This is a genomic window from Pseudomonas sp. NPDC087598 (assembly GCF_044743525.1).
In the GTDB taxonomy this organism is placed as follows: Bacteria; Pseudomonadota; Gammaproteobacteria; order Pseudomonadales; family Pseudomonadaceae; genus Aquipseudomonas.
Genome location: NZ_JBIUWQ010000140.1, coordinates 1 through 2,503 on the forward strand (window position 1 = coordinate 1; position 2,503 = coordinate 2,503).

The window sequence follows — 2,503 nt, forward strand, 5'->3', positions numbered from 1 at the left end:
CCGTTTTGAAGTGATCGTCATCGGCGGCGGTCATGCCGGTACCGAGGCAGCACTGGCCTCAGCACGTATGGGGGCAAAAACCCTGTTGCTGACGCATAACGTGGAAACCCTCGGTGCCATGAGTTGCAACCCGGCCATCGGTGGCATTGGCAAAAGCCATCTGGTCAAGGAAATCGATGCCCTCGGCGGCGCGATGGCCATCGCTACCGACTTGGGCGGTATCCAGTTTCGCGTGTTGAACAGCCGCAAAGGCCCAGCCGTAAGGGCGACCCGTGCGCAAGCCGACCGGATTCTGTACAAGGCCGCTGTCCGCGAAATCCTGGAAAACCAGCCGAACCTGTGGATATTTCAGCAGGCCGCTGACGACTTGATCGTCGAGCAGGAACAAGTACGCGGTGTTGTCACGCAAATGGGTCTGCGTTTCTTCGCCGATTCCGTGGTGTTGACCACCGGTACGTTCCTTGGCGGACTTATCCACATCGGTCTGCAGAATTTTTCCGGCGGTCGCGCCGGTGATCCGCCTTCGATTGCGCTCGCTCACCGTCTGCGTGAACTGCCATTGCGTGTCGGTCGCCTGAAAACCGGTACACCGCCGCGTATCGACGGCAAATCGGTGGATTTCTCGGTGATGACCGAGCAACCGGGCGATACGCCGATCCCGGTGATGTCGTTCATGGGCAACAAGGAACAACATCCGCGGCAAGTCAGTTGCTGGATTACCCATACCAACGCTCGCACCCACGAAATCATCGCGGCCAACCTCGATCGTTCGCCGATGTACTCCGCTGCGGGTGAAATCGAAGGCATTGGCCCGCGTTATTGCCCGTCGATCGAAGACAAGATTCACCGCTTCGCCGACAAGGAAAGCCATCAGGTGTTCATCGAGCCGGAAGGTTTGACCACCCATGAGCTTTACCCGAACGGGATATCCACAAGCTTGCCGTTCGACGTGCAATTGCAGATCGTGCAATCGATTCGCGGTATGGAAAATGCGCACATCGTGCGTCCGGGTTACGCAATCGAGTACGACTACTTCGATCCGCGCGACCTGAAGTACAGCCTCGAAACCAAAGTCATCGGCGGTCTGTTCTTCGCCGGGCAGATCAACGGCACCACCGGTTACGAAGAAGCGGGCGCCCAAGGTTTGCTGGCCGGGGCCAACGCGGCGCTGCGGGCGAAGGGCAAAGAAGCCTGGTGCCCGCGTCGCGATGAAGCGTACATCGGCGTATTGGTCGACGACTTGATCACCCTCGGCACCCAAGAGCCGTACCGCATGTTCACTTCCCGTGCCGAGTACCGCCTGATTCTGCGTGAGGACAACGCCGACCTGCGTCTGACCGAAAAAGGTCGCGAACTTGGCCTGGTCGATGACGCGCGTTGGGCGGCCTTCTGCAAGAAACGCGAAAGTATCGAACTCGAAGAACAGCGTCTGAAAAGCACCTGGGTTCGCCCGGGCACGCCGCAGGGCGATGCGATTGCGGAAAAATTCGGCACGCCGCTGACCCACGAATACAACTTGCTCAATCTCTTGAGTCGTCCGGAAATCGACTACGCTGGTCTGGTCGAAGTGACCGGCAACGGCGCCGAAGATCCACAGGTCGCCGAACAGGTTGAGATCAAGACCAAGTACGCCGGTTACATCGACCGTCAACAGGACGAAATCGCCCGTCTGCGCGCCAGCGAAGACACGAAATTGCCTGTGGATATCGATTACACCAACATTTCCGGTCTCTCCAAGGAGATCCAGAGCAAACTTGGCGCGACTCGTCCCGAGACGCTGGGCCAGGCTTCGCGGATCCCGGGTGTGACCCCCGCAGCGATTTCGCTGTTGATGATTCATTTGAAAAAACGCGGCGCGGGCCGTCAGTTGGAGCAAAGCGCTTGAGTTCTAAGGTCACTTCGCAACACGCCGAAGAGTTATCCACAGGAGCCCGCGAGCTCGGTGTCAATCTCACTGAAACCCAGCACGAATTGCTGCTGGGCTATCTGGCCCTGTTGATCAAATGGAACCAGGCTTACAACCTGACTGCAGTGCGTGATCCGGATGAAATGGTTTCGCGTCATTTGCTCGATAGTCTGAGCGTGATGTCGTTCATCGAAAACGGCCGCTGGCTCGATGTTGGCAGCGGTGGCGGCATGCCGGGGATCCCGTTGGCGATCCTGTATCCAGACTCGCAAGTGACCTGTCTGGACAGCAACGGCAAGAAAACCCGCTTCCTGACTCAGGTCAAACTCGAACTCAAACTGGATAACCTGCAAGTTATCCACAGCCGCGTCGAAGCGTTTCAGCCTGCACAGCCATTCAACGGGATCATTTCCCGGGCGTTCAGCAGCTTGGAAAACTTCACCAACTGGACTCGCCACCTCGGCGATGCCGATACGCGCTGGCTGGCAATGAAGGGCGTTCATCCGGCCGATGAGCTGGTAGCATTGCCGGCAGACTTCAAACTCGATAGCGAACACGCCCTGGCCGTACCCGGTTGCCAAGGCCAACGCCATCTGC

2 protein-coding genes are annotated in these 2,503 nt (G+C 58.2%); both read left to right on the forward strand.

Annotated elements, in window-relative coordinates:
* A partial coding sequence (mnmG, locus tag ACIOWE_RS30050) for a tRNA uridine-5-carboxymethylaminomethyl(34) synthesis enzyme MnmG (RefSeq protein WP_401398586.1) occupies positions 1-1,885 on the forward strand: 1,885 nt, incomplete at its 5' end.
* Positions 1,882-2,503, forward strand: a 622-nt coding sequence (gene rsmG, locus ACIOWE_RS30055; protein ID WP_401398587.1) for a 16S rRNA (guanine(527)-N(7))-methyltransferase RsmG, incomplete at its 3' end; no start/stop codon positions are given. The genes mnmG and rsmG, both read left to right, overlap by 4 nt.